Raw genomic sequence first — 17,703 nt, forward strand, 5'->3', positions numbered from 1 at the left:
AGCTTGGAATCGAGGTTGGAAGTGAGCCAGGCAGCGCCGGCTGCCCGCCTGAACCAGAGCGTGCTGGTCACCGGCTCCAGCCGCGGCATCGGCAAGGCGATTGCATTGCGGCTGGCGCGCGAGGGCTACGATATCGTCTTGCATTGCCACCAGCAGCGCGCGGCAGCCGATGCCGTGGCGCAGACGGTGCGCGAACTGGGAGTGCAGGCGCGCGTCCTGCAGTTCGACATAGGCGACCGCCAGGCCAGCGCCGCTGCGTTGCTGGCGGATGTCGAGCAGCACGCCTGTTATTACGGCGTGGTGTGCAATGCCGGGGTGGCGCGCGATAACGCTTTCCCTGCCATGCCGGGCGAGGATTGGGACCTGGTGCTGAAGACCAACCTGGACGGTTTCTACAACGTGCTCAATCCGCTGGTAATGCCGATGGTGCAGCGGCGCGCGCCTGGCCGCATCGTCACCCTGGCTTCGGTGTCGGGCCTGATAGGCAACCGCGGCCAGGTCAACTACAGCGCTGCCAAGGCCGGGATCATCGGCGCCACCAAGGCGCTGGCGATCGAGCTGGCCAAGCGCAACATCACGGTTAACTGCGTCGCTCCCGGCCTGATCGAAACCGACATGATCAGCGAGGTGCCGCTGGACGAAGCGCTCAAGCTGATTCCGGCGCGCCGGGTCGGCAAGCCGGAAGAAGTGGCGGCGACGGTGGCCTTCCTGATGCACGCCGATGCTGCCTACATCACGCGCCAGGTGATTTCGGTCAACGGAGGCATGGCATGACGCGTACGCTGACAGAACGGCGGGTAGTGGTGACCGGCATGGCCGGCATCAGCCCGATCGGCAACGACTGGGACGCCATCCGCACCCACCTCGGCAGTTATCGCAACGCCATAGTGCGGATGGAGGACTGGGCCGGTTACGACGGCCTGAACACACAGCTGGGAGCTCCCGCCGCCGAGTTCGCCTTGTCCGACCGTTATACCCGCAAGACCATGCGCAGCATGGGACGGGTAGCCTTGATGGCGACCCGCGCCAGCGAACTGGCGCTGGCCGATGCCGGCCTGCTTGACGATCCAGTGCTGAAAAGCGGCGCCTGCGGAGTCGCCTACGGTTCGTCTGCCGGTACGCCGAAGGCGATCGGCGATTTCGGCCGGATGATGGATGAACGCAGCACGCGCGGCATCAACGCCACCACCTATATCAAGATGATGGCGCACACGGCGCCGGTCAATATCGGCGTGTTTTTCGGCATTACCGGGCGCGTGATCACCACTTCCAGCGCCTGTACTTCCGGCAGCCAGGGCATCGGCTACGCCTATGAAGCCATTCGCAGCGGCCGCCAGGCAATCATGGTTGCCGGCGGCGCCGAGGAACTGTGCGCGACCGAAGCGGCGGTATTCGACACCCTGTTCGCCACCAGCGTGCGCAACGACACGCCGGCCCTGACGCCCAGCCCGTTCGACAGCAGCCGCGACGGCCTGGTGATTGGCGAGGGCGCAGGCAGCCTGATCCTGGAAGATTTCGACCATGCGCGCGCCCGGGGCGCAAAGATGTACGCCGAAATCGTAGGCTTCGGCACCAACAGCGACGGCTGCCACGTCACCCATCCGAACGCCGACACCATGCAGGTCGCGATGACGCTGGCGCTGGCCGACGCCGCCTTGCCGGCAAGCGCTATCGGCTACATCAACGCCCATGGCACCGGCACCGAGCAGGGCGACATCGCCGAATCTCATGCCACCGCCGCGGTGTTCGCGCGGCACACGCCGATCAGTTCGCTGAAGAGTTACACTGGCCACACGCTGGGCGCATGCGGCGCCCTGGAAGCCTGGATCGGCATCGAAATGATGCGTTCCGGCTGGTTCGCGCCAACCATCAACCTGAAGCAGCTGGACCCGCTGTGCGCCGAGCTGGACTACATTGTCGACGAAGGACGCAGCTTGCAATGCGAGTATTTCATGTCGAATAATTTTGCGTTCGGCGGCATCAATACCTCATTGATTTTCAAACGCCTGGATTAAGGCCCTTAAGCCATGCGGTCCGCGTTCATCCTGCTGTACAACGCCAGCCAGCTGGCGGACGATGAGCGCGATCGTTTTCTTGCCTGTCTAGGCGAGTCGGAATTGCTGCGTTACCGGCGGTTTTTGCGGCCGCTGCGCCAGCGCGAATTTTTGCTGGGACGGATATTGCTGCGCTTTGCCGTTGCGCGCCTGGCCGGCGTCACGCTTGAAGCGGTGCAGATCGCCGAGCGTAAGAACCAGGCGCCATTGGTGCAACTGCCGGTCGCCGGCGCCGCGCTTCCTTTCTTCAGTTTGTCGCATAGCCGCGGCTGGGTGGCTTGCGCCGCCAGTGTCGATACCGCGCTGGGCCTCGATGCCGAGATGCTCGATACCGAGCGCGATGTGGACGCCATCGCTCGCGCCGCTTTTTCGGAAGAGGAAAGTGACTGGCTGTCGAGTCGTCCTGCCGAGGATAAAGCGGCGGACTTCTATGCCTTGTGGAGCAGCAAAGAGGCGCTGTTTAAATTGATGTCGGTTCAGGGGGACGGTAGTCCATCGCCGGAGCATGTGGCCGCAGGGGTGCGTTTGCGTTCGGGGCCGGATTGGCATGCGCGGACGTGGACGCAGCAGGGCCTGGTCATTACCCTGTGCAGTCGCGAGCGTTTGCAGTCGGTAGCGCGGATTTGCCTGCTTGGCGCCGCGCCGTCGGCCTGGACGCTGCAGCTGGACAGCCAGCTGCCTTAGAGTTTCTTCAGGCGCTTTGCGTTGGCGGTTGCACGGGCATGAATCGGCTGCAGGCCGGTTTGCGCAATATGCGCCAGCGACGTGTTCAGCTGCGACACGGCTTCCGCCGAGTTGCGCATGGTGTCGTGCGCCAGCTTGCTCTGGCGGTGCCCGGACTGGTGCAGGCTGCTGCTGCTGGCCACCGACAGCAGGTTGGCGGTGCCGTCCAGCATGTGCTGGATCGCCAGCCTGGCCACGTCCTGATGCAAGCTCATCATGCGGATCGCCATGGCATGCGCCGATTCGGCGGCAACTTCCATTTTTTCCTGGCTCATCAGGTTGAATTCATTGCGGTCGCTCTGGCTCGGCGCCGGTCCGGCCAGGGCCATGCGGGCGGTGCGGTGGCCGATCACCTGGGCGGAGGCGCTCATCATTTCCCCGGTTTTGAACAGCAGGTCGGTCCAGGCGCTCAAAGGACTGGCGACAGTGGTGTTGCGGACTCGGTACGACTTCATGGTGACTCCTTAAGACCAAATGGCCTTGATAGCGCTAACAATACCTCTTTTTACGCAATCGCTGTGGCTTTTATGTGGCGCTGCAACATAATTTTGCAATTGCCTTGTTTTCATAGAGAAAGAGCAACTAAATTGCCAGCTAAAGTGTCTTTAAGAGCTACTTCGGTAAAATTCCAAAATCTTCATAAATGAGTAACATTGCTTCGGGTAAAATCCAGATATGAAAATTTTGATCAGCAACGATGATGGTTACCTGGCGCCGGGCATCATCGCCTTGGCAGATGCACTGGCGCCGATAGCCGAAATCGTGGTGGTAGCCCCCGACAGCAATCGCTCCGGCTCCTCCAATTCGCTGACTCTGGATCGCCCTCTATCGGTGCAACGCGCCGAAAACGGTTTCTATTTTGTCAATGGAACACCGTCAGACTGTGTGCACATTGCCCTGACCGGCTTGCTGAATTTTCGGCCGGATCTGATCGTGTCCGGGATTAACCAAGGCCAGAACATGGGCGACGACACGCTGTATTCCGGCACCGTGGCTGCGGCCACCGAAGGTTTCCTGTTCGGCATTCCCGCCATCGCTTTTTCGCAACTGCACAAAGGCTGGGACGAGCTGGAGACGGCGGCCATGGTGGCGCGCGAAATCGTCGAGCGCCGCTTCGGCAACCTGCCGCAGCCCTACCTGCTGAACGTGAATATTCCCAACCTGCCTTACGACCAGCTGAAACCGATGGTGGCGACCCGTCTGGGAAAGCGGCATGAATCGGAAGCGGTCATCAAGGACAAGGACCCGCACGGCCGCGACATATACTGGATCGGGCCGCCGGGCGCGGCGCGCGATGCCGGCGAGGGCACCGATTTCCATGCGACCGCCAACGGCCATGTCTCGATTACTCCCCTGCAGATAGATCTGACCCATGCGGCGCAACTGGCCGCGCTGAGGAAAGATTTGTCATGACCGAGAAGGCCAAGCGATTTCCGTTGACGCTGTCGTCGCTCGTCGACAAGAAACCCGGCACGGACCAGAGCAAGCGCAGCGTAGCCACGCCGCAGACGGCAACAAAAAATGCCGCCTGGGAGAACTCCCGGCCGACACCGCGCACTGGCGCCGGCGCGCCGCCTTTGGCGCCGGCCAGCAAGACGATGGCGCGGCCGGCACAGAGCGCAAGCCATGTCGACCGTTCAGGCTCCATGGTGTCCGACGGCGTGCGCAAAGCCATGGTGGACCGGGTCGCCAGGCAGGGCGTCAGCGACGCCAAGGTACTGGCAGCGATGGAAGCGGTGCCGCGCCACATGTTCATGGAGCCGGGCATGTCGAGCCAGGCATACATCGATGCTTCGCTGCCGATCGGCCACCACCAGACCATTTCGCAGCCTTATATCGTGGCGCGCATGATAGAGATCATGCGCGACAACCAGCACGGCGGCGTCTTGAACCGGGTGCTGGAAATCGGCACCGGCTGCGGTTACCAGGCAGCGGTGCTGTCCCTGGTGGCGAAGGAAGTCTATTCGATAGAGCGGATCAAGCCCTTGCACGAACTGGCGAGAAGCAACTTGCGTCCGCTGCGGATCGGCAACATCCGTTTGCATTACGGAGATGGTATGCTTGGGCTGCCGCAGGTAGCGCCTTTCGACGGTATCATCCTGGCTGCAGCCGGCCTCGAAGTACCGCAAGCATTACTGGACCAGATGACGATCGGCGGCCGCCTGGTGGCTCCGGTCGGCGCCCGTCACCAGGTACTGCAGCTCATCCAGCGCACCAGTAAATTTGATTGGACCAGCACCACACTGGAAGACTGTCATTTTGTGCCTTTGCGTGCAGGAACGGTTTGAACAGTGCGGTTTGAGCAGCGCCGGATCGCCTGTTGTGTCCGGCAACGAATTGACGAATAAGTTAGCAAGCAAGTTGGCAAACAAATTGACGAATCAATTGACGAATAATCAGCGACCACGTCGCACATACTAATTAACGTAATGAGAATGAAGAAAACTCGCTTTATAGCTTTGGGATTAATGGTAGGCACGCTCGCCGCATGTACCACTCCGCGCACCCCCGCGCCGGTAGTCGAGCGGCGGGCTGGCGGCAGCGGCGCGGTAGCTACCGCGGCTGCGCCCGAAACGCCGCGGGGCGCTGAAGGACGCGGTTCTTATACCGTGAAGCAGGGCGACACCCTGTACCGGATCGCACTTGAATTCGGCCAGAGCTATCGCGATATCGTGGCCTGGAACAAGCTGGACAACGCCAACGACATCAAGGTCGGCCAGGTGCTGCGGGTGCAGCCTCCTGACAGCGGTTCAGGACCGGCCGGCGGCGCCCAGATCGGCAATGTAGCGACCGGCTCGGGAGTCGAGGTGCGCTCCCTGGGCACCGCGCCGTCAGCTGCGGCTGTCGCCAGCGGCGGCAACAAGAACGGACCGCGCGGCGACAAGCGTCCGTATTCCGACAGCGCATTGGCTGAATTGCAGAAGCCCGATGCCGGGCCATCCAGCGAGACACCGAAACCGGCGGCAACGCCGGCCGTGGCGGCGCCAGCTGCAGCTGCCGGCAGCACCGCCTCGACAGCGGCGCCGGCAAGCGGCGATGAAGACAAGGTCGACTGGATGTGGCCGGCCGAAGGCAAGCAGGTCGGCTCTTTCGACCAGGGCAAGAAAGGCATCGATATTGCCGGCAAGGCCGGGCAGAATGTGGTCGCCGCGGCCGGCGGCAAGGTGATGTATGCCGGCAGCGGCATTCGCGGCTACGGTAATCTGGTTATCATCAAACATACCAGCAACTTGTTGTCCGCTTACGCGCATAATAAGACCATCCTGGTGAAAGAGGGGCAGACGGTGAGCAAGGGCCAGAAAATTGCCGAAATGGGTAATTCGGACAGCGATGCGGTCAAGCTGCATTTTGAAATCCGCCAGCAAGGCAAACCTGTGGATCCATCGAAATTCTTACCTAGTCGATAAATGAGCAAACGGCCGACAGATCATCAGGATGACGAGCTTGACGATGCATCGGAGCGGATTGCCGATGACGGGCAAGAGGATGTTGATGCTGTCGCCGCCGAGCAGGACGTCGACGATGAGGTCGTGGTCGATGGCGTGGTGGTGGTGGTCGACGGCGTCGAGGAACTGAAGAAAGTCCTGGCCGCCGAACTGTCGACCGACACCACGCAGCACTACCTGAACCAGATCGGCACCCGGCCGCTGCTGTCGGTGACCGAAGAAGTGCATTTCGCCACCCTGGCGAAACAAGGCAATTTCGAAGCCCGCCAGAAAATGATCGAGCATAACCTGCGGCTGGTGGTCTCGATCGCCAAGCACTACATCAACCGCGGCGTCGCCTTGCTTGACCTGATCGAAGAAGGCAATCTCGGCCTGATGCGGGCGATCGACAAGTTCGAGCCCGAACGCGGCTTCCGTTTCTCTACCTACGCCACCTGGTGGATACGCCAGAGCATTGAACGCGCCATCATGAACCAGGCGCGCACCGTGCGCCTGCCGGTGCACATGGTGCGCGAGCTGAACCAGATCCTGCGCGCCAAATACCACCTGGAAGCGCAGCATCACGACGGCAAGGACGCCAGCGCCGAAGATATCGCCCACCTGGTCGACCGGCCGGTGGAAGACGTGCAGGATGTGCTGGCCTTGTCCGAGCACGCGGCGTCGCTGGATGCGCCGCTGGACCAGGATCCGCTGGCCAGCCTGATGGACCTGCTGCCGAGCGCGACCGAGGAAAATCCCGATTCGCGCGCCGAACAGCAGGAAATGTCGATCCTGGTGCGGGTCTGGCTGGAAAAGCTGACCGACAAGCAGCGCAACGTCATCATGCGCCGTTTCGGCCTGGACAACGACGACCCTTCGACGCTGGAAGAACTGGCGGCCGAAATCGGCGTCACCCGCGAGCGGGTGCGGCAGATCCAGCAGGAGGCGCTGCTCAAGCTGAAACGCCTGCTGGGCGCCAAAGGCGTCGGCAAAGACTCCTTTCTTTAAACCTGCGCCGGCTGGCGCTATAATCTCGCACCATTTCCTTCAGCTATCGCCCCGGCGATGAATAACTGTTTCCTATGCAACAAGATACTATCGATATCAAATCCCTCGACATGGATGCGCGCGGCATCGGCCATCTGCAAAATGAAGACGGCAGCCAGGGCAAGGTCATTTTTGTCGAAGGCGCCTTGCCGGGCGAGCGTGTAAGTTTCCTGTCGTACCGCAAGAAGCCGAAATGGGAAGCGGCCACCATGACCGCCTTGCACAAGGAATCGGTGTTGCGGGTCAAGCCGCAGTGCCCGGTATTCGGCATGTGCGGCGGCTGCGCCATGCAGCACCTGGAGCCGACGGCGCAGGTGGCGATCAAGCAGCGCGTGCTGGAAGACAACCTGTGGCATATCGGCAAGGTCAAGGCTGAATCGATGCTGCGGCCGATTTACGGGCCGACCTGGGGTTATCGCTACCGCGCCCGCATTTCGGTGCGCAACGTGCCGAAAAAGGGCGGCGTGCTGGTCGGTTTCCACGAGAGGAAATCCTCTTTCATCACCGACATGAAAACCTGCGACATATTGCCGGCGAACGTATCGGCGATGCTGGTGCCGCTGCGCCACCTGATCGGTTCGCTAAGCCTGATCGACCACATTCCGCAGATCGAACTGGCGGTGGGCGAGGGGCCGCAAGGCAAGGTCACCGCGCTGGTGTTGCGCATCATGGCGGCGCCGACGGCCGACGATGAAATCAAGCTGAAGGCGTTTGCCGACCAATACCAGGTGAACTGGTGGCTGCAGACTGCCGGCCCCGACAGCGCCTATCCGTTTTATCCGGCGCAGGGCGAGCTGTATTACACCTTGCCGGAATTCGGCGTGCGCATGCCTTTCAAGCCCACCGATTTCACCCAGGTGAACCATCAGATCAACCGGGTGCTGGTGGCGCGCGCCTTGCGCTTGCTGGATGTGCAGCCGCATGAGCGGGTCGCCGACCTGTTTTGCGGCCTGGGGAATTTCACCTTGCCGCTGGCTACCCAGGCGCAGCAGGTGGTCGGCATCGAAGGCAGCCAGGCCCTGATCAACCGCGCCGGCGAGAACGCCGCGGTCAACCAGTTATCGGCTAAAACCACTTTTCATTGCCGCAACCTGTTTGAGGCGAGCGCCGAGGATTTTGTCGCGCTGGGCAAGTTTGAGCGGATGCTGATCGACCCGCCGCGCGACGGTGCGGCGGCCGTGTGCGAAGCCCTGGTCGGCTTGGCGGCAATCGACCCGGCATTGATGCCGAAGCGGATCGTGTACGTTTCCTGCAACCCGTCGACCCTGGCGCGCGACGCCGGTCTGCTGATCGCGGGCGGTTATCGCCTGAGCCAGGCCGGGGTGGTGAACATGTTCCCGCATACGGCGCATGTGGAATCGATTGCGGTGTTCGACCTGCCTTGATGCGGTTCGCTCGACAATAAAAAAACCGGCCAGAAGGCCGGTTTTTTTGTACCTGGCGCTGCCTAGTTCCGGTTGCCGCCGAAAATCCCCAGCAGCGACAGCAGGTTGACAAAGATGTTGTAGACATCCAGGTACAGGCTCAGCGTTGCCGAGATGTAATTGGTTTCGCCGCCGTTGATGATGCGCTGCACGTCATACAGGATGTAGGCCGAGAAAATCGCGATGGCGATCACCGATACCGCCAGGTAAAGCGCCGGGATCTGCAGGAAAACATTGGCCAGCGATGCCAGCAGCAGCACCACGACGCCGGCGAACAGCCATTTGCCCATGTTCGAGAAATCGCGCTTGCTGACCGTGGCAATGCTTGCCATGACCACAAACACGCTGGCGGTGCCGCCGAAAGCCATCATGATCAGCGTGGCGCCGTTGGAGAAGCCGACCAGCGTATGGCCGATCAGGCGCGACAGCATCAGGCCCATGAAGAAGGTGAAGCCGAGCAGCAGCAATACGCCCCAGCCGGTGTTCTTGGTCTTTTCAATTGCATAAAAGAAACCAAATGCCACGGCCATGAACGCCATGAAGCCGATCAGCGGACTGTTTCTGAAGAAACTGAAGTCCATCTGTACTCCCAGCCAGGCGCCCGCAATCGTCGGCAGCATGGACAGGGCCAGCAGCCAGTACGTGTTGCGCAGCACACGGTGCTGAGCGCTCAGCGCGGTGCTGCCGGGCGAGTAGGTCGGTTGCAGATTCGGGTTCATCAGGGACTCCTTTGGAAATTGCAAAAGTACTAAACTATTGCGATCATAGCATCTAACTTCAACATCATTACATGAGACAACAACGCCGCAAAGTGGTTCTCCGGCGTTTTTTACGACTTTTCTATGGCATGCAGCTTGCGTTTTGGCTGGTTTTGACGATTCTACATGGGTGTTTCGTGTTAAAATCAAAGGTTGATTGAACTATTAACCAGTCATTTAAATAAGCAGCTTAACCCTTTCATTTTATTGGAGTTTTTCAGATGGCAATTGAACGCACCCTGTCGATTATCAAACCGGACGCAGTGGCAAAGAACGTAATCGGTCAAATTTACACCCGTTTTGAAAACGCTGGCCTGAAAATCGTTGCTGCCCGCATGACGCACCTGTCGCGCGCAGAAGCTGAAGGTTTCTACGCGGTTCACCGCGAGCGTCCTTTCTTCAAGGACCTGGTCGATTTCATGATCTCCGGCCCAGTGATGATCCAAGCGCTGGAAGGCGAAAACGCAGTACTGAAGCACCGCGACCTGATGGGCGCAACCGATCCTAAGAAGGCAGAAAAAGGCACTATCCGTGCTGACTTCGCTGACTCGATCGACGCTAACGCAGTGCACGGTTCGGACGCAGTGGAAGCGGCGAAAGTTGAAATCGCCTATTTCTTCCCGGCGTAATTGTTTTAAATGCTTTGCATAGTTGGGGGCAGGGAAAAACGCCGCACGGCGACCCTGTCCTGCAATTATCTTGAATTGGAAATGCCATGACTGCTCTCACCAACCTGCTGGATCTGGATCCCGCACAACTGACCGCTTACTGCGGCGAGTTGGGTGAGAAGCCGTTCCGCGCAAAACAACTGCTGCGCTGGATTCATCAATTCGGCGCACACGATTTCGATGCAATGACCGATTTGGCCAAGTCATTGCGTGACAAGCTGGCGACGCGGGCAATGATCGCCGCTCCTGCCGTGATCAGCGATCACATCTCGACCGACGGCACTCGCAAGTGGCTGCTCGATGTCGGCCAGGGCAATGCGGTGGAGACGGTGTTCATTCCCGAAGAGAACCGCGGCACCCTGTGCATTTCGACCCAGGCCGGCTGCGCGGTGAATTGCCGCTTCTGTTCCACCGGCAAGCAAGGTTTCAGCCGCAACCTGACAGTCGGTGAAATCATCGGCCAGTTGTGGATGGCCGAGTTTGAACTGCGCAAGTCCAAGGGTATCGAACCGGGCCATAAAGGCGAACGCCAGATCACCAACGTGGTGATGATGGGCATGGGCGAACCCTTGCTGAACTACGAACCGACCGTGACCGCGCTCAAGCTGATGCTGGACGATAACGCCTACGGCCTGTCGCGCCGCCGCGTGACCTTGTCCACCAGCGGCGTGGTGCCGATGATCGACAAGCTGTCCCAAGACTGTGCGGTAGCGATGGCGGTATCGCTGCATGCCTCCAACGACACCTTGCGCGACGGCCTGGTGCCGCTCAACAAGAAATATCCGCTGCGCGACCTGATGGCTGCCTGCAAGCGCTACCTGGAATTTGCGCCGCGCGATTTCATTACCTTCGAATATTGCATGCTGGACGGGGTCAACGATACCGATGCCCACGCCCGCGAGCTGATCGCCCTGGTTCAGGGCCACGCAGGCGGGCCGGCCGTGCCTTGCAAATTCAACCTGATCCCGTTCAATCCTTTCCCTGAATCGGGATTGAAGCGCTCGAACAATCCGCGCATCAAGGCTTTCGCCCAGATCCTGATGGACGCCGGCATCGTCACCACCGTGCGCAAGACGCGCGGCGACGATATCGACGCCGCCTGCGGCCAGCTCGCCGGCGAAGTGCAGGACCGGACGCGGGTGCAGGAACGCATGCAGAAAATGACCGAATATCAGCAGAAATTCGGAAAGAACTTTGGCCGTATCATCGAGGTGTCTCAGTGATAGAAAAAGCAAGTAGCAAGCTCGGGAGCTGGCAAGGCCGGCTGGTGTTCGCCGCGGCCGCGTTGTCGCTGTTGGCCGGCTTGAGTGCTTGCACCAGCCCGCCGCTCAGCAGCAGCGACAGCGAGGGTGGTTCGCGTCGCGAACTGGCTACCAGTTCGGACCAGACCGAAGCGCAGCGCCGCGCCGGCATCCGTTTGCAGCTGGCGGTCGGTTATTACGAGCAGCACCAGCTGGAAGTAGCGCTGGACGAGATCAAGCAGGCTCTGGCGGCAGATCCTGAACTGGCCGACGCTTATAGCGTGCGTGGACTGATCTACATGGGCATGTCGGAAAACCGCCTGGCCGACGACAATTTCCAGCGCGCCCTGCGGCTGTCGCCGAACAATCCGGACTACGCCAACAACTATGGCTGGTTCCTGTGCCAGAACGGCCGCGCCAAGGAATCGATCGTGCATTTCGAGACGGCGCTGAAAAGCCGCAATTACCAGTCTCCGGCAAAAGCGCTGACCAACGCCGGCGTCTGCAGCCTCAAATTCAACGATACCGTGGCGGCGCAGCGCTACCTGTCGCAGGCGTTCCAGTTCGACGCCAGCAATCCTCTGACCAACGCCAAGCTGGCGCAGCTGGCGTATGACCGCAACGATTATGAACGGGCCCGGTTTTATATCGGCCTCGTATTAAAAACCGATGTGCAGAATGCGGAAGCATTGTGGACAGCTATCAAAGTGGAGCGAAAGTTGGGTGACACAGCGGCAGAGGCAAGTTTGGTGACGCAATTGCGCCGTCGTTTCGGCGGCTCCCCGGAATTCGCAGCTTATCAGCGCGGGGCGTTTAATGAGTGAGCCTGAACAGCTGAAAATCACCGATGCCGATCCCGGCGAGGATAGCGTCACTCCCGCAACCGCCAGCGCCGAACCGCTTTCGCTGGGCGCACAACTGGGCGGCAGGCGCGAAGAACTGGGCTGGTCGGTGCAGGACGTGGCCAGCCACCTGAAGCTGGCGCCGCGCCAGATCGACGCCATGGAACACGATAACTACGCCGCACTGCCGACGATGGTGATGACGCGCGGTTTCATCCGTTCCTACGCAAAATTGCTGGGCCTGGATGCGGCCGCCTTGCTGGCGACCATCGCGCCGCCGGCAGCGGCGCAAGCGACAGTCAGCGTGGTGCATGGCAGCCCGTTGTCGACGCCTTTCTCGGAGTCCCGCTTCAGTTTGATGGGGCGCAATAAATTTGCCTATAAATGGCTGGTGGTGCTGGCCGTGCTGCTGTTGCTGCTGGCGGTGGCGATACGGCTGGACGTGTTGCCGGTGGTGCAGAATACGCTGCAGTCGCTGGCTGAAAAATCCGCCGCGTCAAGTGCGGACAGCGCAGCCAGCGCCGAAGACAAGGCCGGTTTGCCTGCCGCCGCCGAGACACAGTCCGCGGATGCTGCGGCCAATGCCGCCTTGACCGCGGCTCCTGCCGCGAGTGCAGCACCGGTGTCCGAAGTCGGCGTCAATGCCGTGCCGGCCAACACGCCAATGGCGAATCCGGCGACGGCCGGCGGCGGCGAGCTGAGCCTGAACTTCCGCCAGGATTCATGGGTCGAAATCAAGCGCGCCGACAACACCGTGCTACTCTCGCGCCTGGCCAAGGCCGGCAGTACGGAAACAGTCGATATGTCGCAGCCGGTCAATGTCATCATCGGCAATCTTGCCGGCGTCGACGCGACGCTGCGCGGCGCACCGGTGGACTTGAAGGCCGGGTCGAAAACCAATGTGGCCAGATTGAACCTGAAATAAGCGTGATGGAAAGAGAGAGTCCCATGCCGCAGACGAATTTGCCGACGAATTTACCGATAGGCTCAGGCCCCAGCGTGCGCCGCCTTAGCCGCGGCGCGACGATCAGCTATGGCGAACGCAAGATCATGGTCGGCGGCGGCGCGCCGGTGGTGGTGCAATCGATGACCAATACCGATACCGCTGACGCGATCGGCACCGCGATCCAGATCAAGGACCTGGCGCGCGCCGGTTCCGAGCTGGTGCGCATTACCGTGAACAATCCGGAAGCGGCTGCGGCCGTGCCGGCGATTCGCGAACAGCTGGACAAGATGGGGGTTGATGTGCCGCTGGTGGGGGATTTCCACTACAACGGCCATACTTTGTTGAACGATTTTCCCGAGTGCGCCCAGGCTTTGTCGAAATACCGTATCAATCCGGGCAACGTCGGCAAGGGCGCCAAGCGCGACACCCAGTATGCGCAGATGATCGAGGCCGCCTGCAGGTACGACAAGCCGGTCCGCATCGGCGTCAACTGGGGCAGCCTGGACCAGGCCCTGCTGGCGCGCATCATGGATGAGAACGCCTTGCGCAGCCAGCCATGGCCGGCGCAGGCGGTGATGTATGAAGCGCTGGTGACTTCGGCGATAGAGAATGCGCAGCGCGCGGAAGAACTGGGCCTGGCGGCCGACCGCATCATCCTGTCGTGCAAGGTGTCGGGCGTGCAGGACCTGATTGCGGTGTACCGCGAACTGGCGCGGCGCTGCGACTACCCGCTGCACCTGGGGCTGACGGAAGCCGGCATGGGCAGCAAGGGCATCGTGGCTTCGACCGCGGCCTTGTCGGTGCTGCTGCAGGAAGGCATAGGCGACACCATAAGGATTTCGCTGACACCGGAACCGGGCGGCGACCGCACGCGGGAAGTGATCGTCGGCCAGGAGATTCTGCAAACCATGGGCTTGCGCAAGTTCGCGCCGATGGTGATTGCCTGCCCTGGTTGCGGCCGCACCACCTCGACCGTGTTCCAGGACCTGGCGGACAAGATCCAGACCTATCTGCGCGACCAGATGCCGGTCTGGAAAAAAGCTTATCCCGGCGTCGAAGGCATGAATGTGGCGGTGATGGGCTGTATCGTGAACGGCCCGGGCGAATCGAAGCATGCGAATATCGGCATCAGCCTGCCGGGCACCGGCGAATCGCCGGCGGCGCCGGTGTTCATCGACGGCGAGAAAAAACTGACGCTGCGCGGCGAACGGATCGCCGAAGAGTTCCAGGCGGTGGTGCTGGATTACGTGAAGAGCCATTATGGCCAGGCAGCGGCCTGATCCGAATAAATATCAACCATAAAAATTGACCACTACTGGTGCATTGAAAAAGAATGTCTGAAAATAAGAAAGCCGAAAAAATCGTCGGCGTAAAAGGTATGAACGATATCCTGCCGGCCGATGCCGCCTTGTGGGAATTGTTTGAAAACACCGTGGAATCGGTGCTGAAGAGCTACGGCTTCCAGAAAATCCGCACGCCTATCGTCGAACCTACCGCCTTGTTTGCGCGCGGCCTCGGCGCCGTGACCGACATCGTCGAAAAGGAAATGTATTCGTTCACCGATTCGATGAACGGCGACAACCTGACCCTGCGTCCGGAAAGCACCGCCGGCGTGGTGCGTGCGGCGATCGAACACAACCTGACTTACGACGGCCCCAAGCGGCTCTGGTACAGCGGCCCGATGTTCCGCCACGAGCGTCCGCAACGCGGCCGTTACCGCCAGTTCCACCAGGTCGGCGCTGAAGCGCTTGGTTTCACCGGCCCGGATATCGACGCCGAGCTGATCATGATGTGCCAGCGTCTGTGGGACGACCTCGGCCTGCAGGACGTGAAGCTGCAACTGAATTCGATCGGCGATGCGGAAGAGCGCAACCGGCACCGCGCCGACCTGATCGCTTATTTCGAGCAGCACAAGGAACTGCTGGACGCCGATGCGCAACGCCGCTTGCACACCAATCCTTTGCGCATCCTGGACACCAAGAATCCGGCCATGCAGGACATGGTCAACGGCGCGCCGCAACTGCTGTCCTACCTGGGCGCGGAATCGCTGGCGCACTTCGAAGGCGTGCAAAAGATCCTGAACCACAACAATATTCCGTTCACCATCAACCCGCGCCTGGTGCGCGGCATGGATTACTACAACCGCACCGTGTTCGAGTGGGTCACCGACCAGCTCGGCTCGCAAGGCACGGTCTGCGGCGGCGGCCGTTACGATCCGCTGGTGGAAATGTTCGGCGGCAAGCCGACTCCGGCCTGCGGTTTTGCGATGGGCATCGAGCGCTTGCTGGAACTGATGCGCGCCAACGGCGAACAAGCCGTGCGCAACGAATGCGATGTGTACCTGGTGCACCAGGGCGAGGCAGCGCAGCTGCAATCGTTCGTGCTGGCCGAGCGTTTGCGCAATGCGGGGCTGGATGTTGTGCTACATTGCGCCTCGGCCAATGCCGGCGGCAGCTTCAAGTCGCAGATGAAGCGTGCTGACGCCAGCGGCGCAGCCTACGCCATCATTATCGGCGAAGACGAAGTGGCGAACCAGACCGCGACCGTCAAGACCTTGCGCGCCGAAGGCGACGGCGATGCTGAAAAAGCTAGTACCGGCAATCAAAGTGTCGTACCGTTCGATGCGGTAAGCGATTATCTGGTCGACCAGATCGTCGGCGCCGGCGACGATCATGACCACGACCATGGTGACCATGGACATGTTCACTATCATCATTAAATTCATCACTAAAAACTAAAATCATATGGCATTCGATCTCGACGAACAGGAACAACTGGCAACGCTTAAGGATTGGTGGAATAAATACGGCAATCTGACGACCTGGGTGCTGATTATCGCCCTGGCTGCCTACGCCGGCTGGTCCGGCTGGAATTATTACCAGCGCAGCCAGTCCTTGCACGCTTCGCAGCTTTACGACGAGCAGCAAAAGGCCGTGGCGAGCAAGGACAACGCCAAGGTGCAGCGCGCCGCTGCCGATATCCAGCAGAAATTCGGCCGCACGGCGTACGCCGGCATGGCGGCCTTGTCGGCCGCCAAGGTGGCGTTTGACGCCAATGACCTGAATGCAGCAAAGGAACAGCTGCAATGGGTGGTCGACCATGGCCGCGACGAAGACTACAAGGCGCTGGCCCGGATCCGGCTGGCCGGCATCCTGCTCGACCAGAAGGCCTATGACGACGGCTTGAAAGTCCTGGCGGCAGACCTGCCGGCGCCTTTCGCCAGCGCGGCGGCCGATCGCAAGGGTGACATCCTGGTAGCGCAGAACAAGCTGGACGAGGCGCGCGCCGCTTACCAGCTGGCGCTGGACAAGATGGAAAGCAAGAATCCTGGCAAGGAATTGATTCAATTGAAACTTGATGCGATTGGCGGAGCTCCAGCCAAAGCCGCGGCCTGATAATTCGGAAAAAGGAAGAATATGCGTGTGAAGACTCTGCGAGCTGTTGCTGCCTGTGCCGGTGCGTTGTTGATATTGGGCGGCTGCTCCTTGTTCAGTAGCAAGAAGACAAGCAACCAGCCTGCGCCATTGGTTGAATTCACCCAAAGCCTCAAGGTGCAACCGGTCTGGAAACAGTCGATCGGCAGCGCTGCCATCTTCACTTTCTCGCCTGTGGTTGCAGGCGACAGCGTGTTTGCGGCAGCGGCTGACGGCACCGTGACGCGCATCAACGCCGCCAACGGCACGGTTGCCTGGCGCATCAGCGCCGGCACGCGCCTGACCGCCGGCGCCGGCAGCGACGGCAATACGGTTGCGGTGGCGGGTGAGAAGGGCATTGTGCTGGCGTTTGACGGCCAGGGCAAAAAAATCTGGCAGGCGCAAGCTTCCAGCGAAATCCTGTCGGCTCCGGCTGTAGGCCAGGGCCTGGTGATCGTACGCAGCCAGGACAACCGGATTGCGGCTTATGATGCAGCAACCGGCGAACGTCGCTGGGCCGTGCTGCGCACCTTGCCGCCATTGACCCTGCGTTCGGCGCCGGGCATCCTGGTTGTGCCGCAGGCAACTTTCCTGTCCTTGCCGGGCGGCCGCCTGTCAGCGTTGAACCTGACTAACGGCGGTCCCTGGTGGGAAATGGCGATCGGCGATCCGCGCGGCACCACCGAGCTGGAGCGGGTAGCCGACGCTTCCGGCATGCCGGTGATTGTCGGCCGTGAAGTCTGCGCCGTCGCTTACCAAGGGCGGGTCGGCTGCTTCGACGCCGGCAGCGGCACTTCGCACTGGGCCAAGCCGTTTTCCAGCGATGTCGGCGTCGGCAGCGACGGCAAGAACATCTATGCCGCCGACGAGCATGGCGCGGTATCGGCATTCACCTTGGACAGCGGTGCGGTAGTATGGCAAAACAAGCAGCTCGCCAACCGCGTGCTGACGACCCCGGCAGTACTGCCTAAAGCGGTAGTCGTGGGCGACTTTGAGGGTTATATTCATTTCTTGTCGCGCGATGACGGCGCCCTGATAGCACGGGTTCGTGCAGACAGCAGTGCGGTCCTGCCCAATCCGGTGGTGGCAGGCTCCAATGTGATTTTTCAAACAAAATCGGGAACACTGATCGCTATCGCGACAGAGTAACAACTAAGTAACA

The 17,703-nt window shown here is 60.8% G+C and carries 18 protein-coding genes; 16 read left to right on the forward strand and 2 right to left on the reverse strand.

The annotated features are described in order from the left end of the window. Positions 1-3 precede the first annotated feature (3 nt). The 3 genes from fabG to JWQ61_RS10490 are packed head-to-tail and all read left to right on the forward strand — an operon-like array spanning position 4 to position 2,738. Positions 4-774: a 3-oxoacyl-ACP reductase FabG gene (gene fabG / locus JWQ61_RS10480; RefSeq protein WP_304360478.1), complete on the forward strand. Its 771-nt coding sequence runs from the start codon at positions 4-6 to the stop codon at positions 772-774. Further along, entirely contained in the window at positions 771-2,015 is a 1,245-nt protein-coding gene (locus tag JWQ61_RS10485) for a beta-ketoacyl-ACP synthase (RefSeq protein WP_304360479.1), read from the forward strand. The genes fabG and JWQ61_RS10485 overlap by 4 nt, the downstream gene beginning before the upstream one ends. 12 nt (positions 2,016-2,027) lie before the next feature. Beyond that, entirely contained in the window at positions 2,028-2,738 is a 711-nt protein-coding gene (locus tag JWQ61_RS10490; protein ID WP_304360480.1) for a 4'-phosphopantetheinyl transferase superfamily protein, read from the forward strand. Here JWQ61_RS10490 and JWQ61_RS10495 read toward each other — a convergent pair. Then, a complete protein-coding gene (locus JWQ61_RS10495; RefSeq protein ID WP_304360481.1) occupies positions 2,735-3,232 on the reverse strand; it encodes a polyhydroxyalkanoate granule-associated phasin in 498 nt (165 codons plus the stop codon). The two genes, JWQ61_RS10490 and JWQ61_RS10495, sit on opposite strands and share 4 nt — an antisense overlap. Positions 3,233-3,452: 220 nt before the next feature. Between JWQ61_RS10495 and surE the strand changes: the two genes are divergently transcribed. From surE to rlmD, 5 genes are all read left to right on the forward strand, one after another. Further along, on the forward strand, positions 3,453-4,190 hold the full coding sequence (gene surE / locus JWQ61_RS10500) for a 5'/3'-nucleotidase SurE (protein ID WP_304360482.1): 738 nt from the start codon (positions 3,453-3,455) through the stop codon (positions 4,188-4,190). After that, on the forward strand, positions 4,187-5,065 hold the full coding sequence (locus tag JWQ61_RS10505; RefSeq protein ID WP_304360483.1) for a protein-L-isoaspartate(D-aspartate) O-methyltransferase: 879 nt from the start codon (positions 4,187-4,189) through the stop codon (positions 5,063-5,065). Before surE ends, JWQ61_RS10505 begins: the two co-directional genes overlap by 4 nt. A 147-nt stretch (positions 5,066-5,212) precedes the next feature. Further along, positions 5,213-6,184 carry a peptidoglycan DD-metalloendopeptidase family protein gene (locus JWQ61_RS10510; RefSeq protein ID WP_304360484.1) on the forward strand — a complete coding sequence of 324 codons (972 nt, stop codon included), beginning with the start codon at positions 5,213-5,215 and terminating at the stop codon, positions 6,182-6,184. Next, on the forward strand, positions 6,185-7,210 hold the full coding sequence (rpoS, locus tag JWQ61_RS10515) for an RNA polymerase sigma factor RpoS (protein ID WP_183081756.1): 1,026 nt from the start codon (positions 6,185-6,187) through the stop codon (positions 7,208-7,210). Between the two features lie 74 nt (positions 7,211-7,284). Continuing rightward, complete coding sequence (gene rlmD, locus JWQ61_RS10520) at positions 7,285-8,634, forward strand: 23S rRNA (uracil(1939)-C(5))-methyltransferase RlmD (protein ID WP_304360485.1); 1,350 nt, start codon at positions 7,285-7,287, stop codon at positions 8,632-8,634. A gap of 62 nt (positions 8,635-8,696) precedes the next feature. Here the strand turns inward: rlmD and JWQ61_RS10525 are convergent, their stop codons facing one another. Then, complete coding sequence (locus JWQ61_RS10525; RefSeq protein WP_304360486.1) at positions 8,697-9,392, reverse strand: Bax inhibitor-1/YccA family protein; 696 nt, start codon at positions 9,390-9,392, stop codon at positions 8,697-8,699. A gap of 260 nt (positions 9,393-9,652) precedes the next feature. Between JWQ61_RS10525 and ndk the strand changes: the two genes are divergently transcribed. The 8 genes from ndk (at position 9,653) to bamB (ending at position 17,690) form a co-directional block, all read left to right on the forward strand. Next, positions 9,653-10,060, forward strand: a complete 408-nt coding sequence (gene ndk / locus JWQ61_RS10530) for a nucleoside-diphosphate kinase (protein ID WP_014005898.1) — start codon at positions 9,653-9,655, stop codon at positions 10,058-10,060. An 86-nt stretch (positions 10,061-10,146) separates the two neighbouring features. Continuing rightward, complete coding sequence (rlmN, locus tag JWQ61_RS10535; protein ID WP_304360487.1) at positions 10,147-11,322, forward strand: 23S rRNA (adenine(2503)-C(2))-methyltransferase RlmN; 1,176 nt, start codon at positions 10,147-10,149, stop codon at positions 11,320-11,322. Then, complete coding sequence (pilW, locus tag JWQ61_RS10540) at positions 11,319-12,164, forward strand: type IV pilus biogenesis/stability protein PilW (RefSeq protein WP_304360488.1); 846 nt, start codon at positions 11,319-11,321, stop codon at positions 12,162-12,164. The genes rlmN and pilW overlap by 4 nt, the downstream gene beginning before the upstream one ends. Next, a complete protein-coding gene (locus JWQ61_RS10545) occupies positions 12,157-13,107 on the forward strand; it encodes a helix-turn-helix domain-containing protein (RefSeq protein WP_304360489.1) in 951 nt (316 codons plus the stop codon). Before pilW ends, JWQ61_RS10545 begins: the two co-directional genes overlap by 8 nt. Before the next feature lie 23 nt (positions 13,108-13,130). After that, a complete protein-coding gene (gene ispG / locus JWQ61_RS10550) occupies positions 13,131-14,408 on the forward strand; it encodes a flavodoxin-dependent (E)-4-hydroxy-3-methylbut-2-enyl-diphosphate synthase (RefSeq protein WP_304360490.1) in 1,278 nt (425 codons plus the stop codon). A 53-nt stretch (positions 14,409-14,461) separates the two neighbouring features. Then, positions 14,462-15,847 (forward strand): histidine--tRNA ligase, encoded by a 1,386-nt coding sequence (gene hisS / locus JWQ61_RS10555; RefSeq protein ID WP_304360491.1) that lies wholly within the window; start codon positions 14,462-14,464, stop codon positions 15,845-15,847. A 25-nt stretch (positions 15,848-15,872) separates the two neighbouring features. Continuing rightward, a complete protein-coding gene (locus tag JWQ61_RS10560; RefSeq protein WP_304360492.1) occupies positions 15,873-16,523 on the forward strand; it encodes a tetratricopeptide repeat protein in 651 nt (216 codons plus the stop codon). Between the two features lie 21 nt (positions 16,524-16,544). Continuing rightward, a complete protein-coding gene (bamB, locus tag JWQ61_RS10565; protein ID WP_304360493.1) occupies positions 16,545-17,690 on the forward strand; it encodes an outer membrane protein assembly factor BamB in 1,146 nt (381 codons plus the stop codon). Positions 17,691-17,703: the final 13 nt, after the last annotated feature.

Origin of the sequence: Collimonas fungivorans (genome assembly GCF_028292705.1) — a bacterium.
GTDB classification, from domain to species: Bacteria; Pseudomonadota; Gammaproteobacteria; order Burkholderiales; family Burkholderiaceae_D; genus Collimonas; species Collimonas fungivorans_B.

Excerpts from the sequence above, each read along its gene's own strand:
- hisS (WP_304360491.1), top strand. The coding sequence starts at position 14,462 with ATGTCTGAAAATAAGAAAGCCGAAAAAATCGTCGGCGTAAAAGGTATG.
- JWQ61_RS10525 (WP_304360486.1), bottom strand. The coding sequence starts at position 9,392 with ATGAACCCGAATCTGCAACCGACCTACTCGCCCGGCAGCACCGCGCTG.
- JWQ61_RS10495 (WP_304360481.1), bottom strand. The coding sequence starts at position 3,232 with ATGAAGTCGTACCGAGTCCGCAACACCACTGTCGCCAGTCCTTTGAGC.
- surE (WP_304360482.1), top strand. The coding sequence starts at position 3,453 with ATGAAAATTTTGATCAGCAACGATGATGGTTACCTGGCGCCGGGCATC.
- JWQ61_RS10560 (WP_304360492.1), top strand. The coding sequence starts at position 15,873 with ATGGCATTCGATCTCGACGAACAGGAACAACTGGCAACGCTTAAGGAT.
- JWQ61_RS10545 (WP_304360489.1), top strand. The coding sequence starts at position 12,157 with ATGAGTGAGCCTGAACAGCTGAAAATCACCGATGCCGATCCCGGCGAG.
- rlmN (WP_304360487.1), top strand. The coding sequence starts at position 10,147 with ATGACTGCTCTCACCAACCTGCTGGATCTGGATCCCGCACAACTGACC.
- bamB (WP_304360493.1), top strand. The coding sequence starts at position 16,545 with ATGCGTGTGAAGACTCTGCGAGCTGTTGCTGCCTGTGCCGGTGCGTTG.
- ispG (WP_304360490.1), top strand. The coding sequence starts at position 13,131 with ATGCCGCAGACGAATTTGCCGACGAATTTACCGATAGGCTCAGGCCCC.
- JWQ61_RS10510 (WP_304360484.1), top strand. The coding sequence starts at position 5,213 with ATGAAGAAAACTCGCTTTATAGCTTTGGGATTAATGGTAGGCACGCTC.
- JWQ61_RS10490 (WP_304360480.1), top strand. The coding sequence starts at position 2,028 with ATGCGGTCCGCGTTCATCCTGCTGTACAACGCCAGCCAGCTGGCGGAC.
- JWQ61_RS10505 (WP_304360483.1), top strand. The coding sequence starts at position 4,187 with ATGACCGAGAAGGCCAAGCGATTTCCGTTGACGCTGTCGTCGCTCGTC.
- JWQ61_RS10485 (WP_304360479.1), top strand. The coding sequence starts at position 771 with ATGACGCGTACGCTGACAGAACGGCGGGTAGTGGTGACCGGCATGGCC.
- rpoS (WP_183081756.1), top strand. The coding sequence starts at position 6,185 with ATGAGCAAACGGCCGACAGATCATCAGGATGACGAGCTTGACGATGCA.
- rlmD (WP_304360485.1), top strand. The coding sequence starts at position 7,285 with ATGCAACAAGATACTATCGATATCAAATCCCTCGACATGGATGCGCGC.
- ndk (WP_014005898.1), top strand. The coding sequence starts at position 9,653 with ATGGCAATTGAACGCACCCTGTCGATTATCAAACCGGACGCAGTGGCA.